Consider the following 2,986-nt stretch of genomic DNA (forward strand, 5'->3'; position numbering starts at 1 on the left):
AGATGTGGATAAGGGACAGCTTCGGCGGGCCCTTTTCTTTCTGCTCCCCTCCCCTCAAGGGGGAGGGGAGCAGAAAGAAAAGGGCCCGCCGAAGCGGGCCCTGAACGCAATCTGCTTTGAAGCTTAGCGGGCTTCTTCGAACAGGAACTCGACATGTTCCCAGTTCACCAGGTTGTCGAACCAGGCCTCGAGGTACTTCGGGCGCGCGTTGCGGTAGTCGATGTAATAGGAGTGCTCCCAGACGTCGACGCCGAGCAGCGGCTTGGCGTTGCCATGCACCAGCGGCGACTCGCCATTGGCGGTCTTGGTGACCTGGAGCTTGCCATCCTTCAGCGACAGCCAGGCCCAGCCCGAGCCGAACTGCGTGGTGCCGGCATTGATGAAATCGGCACGGAACTTGTCGAAGCCACCGAGATCGGACTCGATCGCCTTGAGCAGCGCTGCCGGGACCTTTGAGGCGCCGCCGCCGCCATTGGGCTTCATCCAGTTCCAGAAATGCACGTGGTTGTAGTGCTGGCCCAGATTGTTGAAGAGCGCCGGATCCTTGCCAAACACTTCCTTGACCGCGTCCTCGAGCTCGAGCACTTCGAGACCCTTGCCCTCGGCCAACTTGTTGCCGTTGGTGACGTAAGCCTGGTGGTGCTTGTCGTGGTGGAACTCGAGCGTCTCTTTGCTCATGTACGGGCCGAGCGCGTCATAGGCGTAGGGCAGGGGGGGAAGTTCGTATGCCATTCTGGATGCCTCCTTGGGGGACAGTCTCTATGATTGTTGGCCGCTGGGCTGGCTCCGATATAGGCCCTTTGGCATTGCTCAACAATTCCCGCTTTGGGTGGAATTATGCCAATCCGACGCAACTGAGCGCAAAGGCATAGCTCAGCCCGGTCTCCTTGAGCTGGTCGAAGCGGCCCGAAGCGCCGCCATGGCCGGCGCCCATGTGGGTCTTGAGGTAGAGCGGATTGCTGTCGGTCTTGGTGGCGCGGAGCTTGGCCACCCATTTGGCCGGTTCCCAATAGGTGACGCGCGGATCGGTGAGCCCGGCCAGCGCAAAGATCGGCGGATAGTCGATCGCCGCCACCTGTTCGTATGGCGCATAGCCGGCAATGCGGTCATAGGCCGCCTTGTCGATGATCGGGTTGCCCCATTCGGGCCATTCCGGCGGGGTGAGCGGCAGGGTTTCATCGAGCATGGTGTTGAGCACGTCGACAAACGGCACCTCAGCAATGACGCCGGCCCAGAGCTCAGGGCGCATGTTGGTGACAGCACCCATCAACAGGCCGCCGGCCGAGCCGCCTTCGGCGACGATGCGCTGCTTGCTGGTATAGCCCAGTTCGATCAGCGTTTCGGCGGCCGCGATGAAATCGGTAAAAGTGTTGGTCTTCTGCTCGCGGCGGCCGTTCTTGTACCAGGCATAGCCCTTGTCCATGCCGCCGCGGATATGCGCCGTGGCGTGGACGAAGCCGCGATCGACCAGCGACAGCTTCGACACCGAGAAGCCGGCCGGTATCGCCATGCCATAGGCGCCATAGCCGTAGAGCAGGACGGGCGCCGTGCCGTCGAGCTTCAGCCCCTTGCGGTAGAGCAGCGTCACCGGCACCCGCTCGCCATCCTCGGCCTTGGCGAAGATGCGCTTGGTCTCATAGTGATCAGGGTTGTGCCCGGACGGGACCACTTGTTCCTTGAGCAGGGTGCGTTCGCGCGTCACCAGGTCGAGGTCATAGGTGCGCGACGGCGTGGTCGGCGACGAATAGGTAAAGCGAATGGTCGTGGTGTCGAACTCGAAACCGGCCGACATGCCTAGCGCATAGGCCTCCTCATCGAACTTCACTGTCCACTCTTCGCCATCGTCGAGGTTGCGCACCACGATGCGCGGCAGCCCCTCGGATCGCTCGAGCCGGATGAGGTGATGGCTGAGCAGGATAATGTCGAGGATCAAGACGCCCGGGCGGTGCGGCACCAGGTCGATCCAGTTTTCGGCCGCCGGATTGTCAGCCGCGACGGTGACGATCTTGAAGTCTTCGGCGCCGTCGGCGTTGGTGAGGATGTAGAACACCCCGTCGCGGTCCTCGACGTCGTATTCGCGATCGGTGAGGCGGGGCGAAACCAGCTTCGGCGCGCCGCCGGTGCGGGTATCGATCAGCCAGAACTCACTGGTCTGGTGGTCGTGCGCGTCGATGACGATGTAGTTGCGCGATAGCGTCTCGTCGACGCCGACGAAGAAGCCCGGATCCTTCTCCTCGTAGACGATCTCGTCATCGGCCTGCGGCGTGCCGAGCACGTGACGACGGACCCTGAACGGACGATGGTTGTCGTCATATTCGGAATAGTAGATGGCGCTGGAATCGGCCGACCAGACGCCGCCGCCCGCGACATCCTCGATCACTTCGCCGGTATCCTTGCCGGTGGCGAGGTCGCGAATATGCAGGGTGTAGAACTCCGAGCCCTGCCGGTCGGCGCTCCAGGCGAGCAGCCGGTGCGACGGATCGTGGTCGCCGCCGCCAAAGCCGAAATACTCCTCGCCGGCCTCGACATTGCAATCGAGCAGCACCTGTTCGTCGCCGCCGCCTCGCAGCGTGCGGACGAGGATCGGGTACTGCTTTCCCTCTTCCATGCGCGAATTGTAGGCCCACGGGCCATCAGCCGACGGGATGCCGCTCTCGTCCTCTTTGATGCGGCCGCGGATCTCCCGATAGATCTTGTCGGTCAACGCCTCATGCGCCGTCTCGAAGGCCTCGGCGAAATAGGCGTTCTCCGCCTCGACATAGCCGCGGATATCGGCGGGCAGGGTGGACGGATCCTGCATCACCTGCTGCCAGTTATCGGCCCGCAGCCAGTGATAGGGATCCTGCCGGGTGATGCCGTGGTTGGTCGTGGGACTGGCTCTTATAGGCATATACGAGCGCACGGGACAGGCAGAAATGTCGTATGCCGTGTTCTGCGTGCAAAAACAAAAGACGCAGGATGCACGAGCGAGTGGGTGGGTAACGGT

2 protein-coding genes are annotated in these 2,986 nt (G+C 62.5%); both read right to left on the reverse strand.

What is annotated here, in order from left to right; translation table 11 throughout:
- Positions 1 to 123: 123 nt before the first annotated feature.
- Entirely contained in the window at positions 124 to 732 is a 609-nt protein-coding gene (locus VW23_RS02350; protein WP_069907987.1) for a superoxide dismutase, read from the reverse strand.
- A 103-nt stretch (positions 733 to 835) separates the two neighbouring features.
- Entirely contained in the window at positions 836 to 2,890 is a 2,055-nt protein-coding gene (locus tag VW23_RS02355; RefSeq protein WP_069907988.1) for a S9 family peptidase, read from the reverse strand.
- Positions 2,891 to 2,986: the final 96 nt, after the last annotated feature.

Origin of the sequence: Devosia insulae DS-56 (assembly GCF_000970465.2) — a bacterium.
In the GTDB taxonomy this organism is placed as follows: domain Bacteria; phylum Pseudomonadota; class Alphaproteobacteria; order Rhizobiales; family Devosiaceae; genus Devosia_A; species Devosia_A insulae.

Coding starts and splice junctions, on each gene's coding strand:
- VW23_RS02350 (WP_069907987.1), bottom strand. CDS start 732: ATGGCATACGAACTTCCCCCCCTGCCCTACGCCTATGACGCGCTCGGC.
- VW23_RS02355 (WP_069907988.1), bottom strand. CDS start 2,890: ATGCCTATAAGAGCCAGTCCCACGACCAACCACGGCATCACCCGGCAG.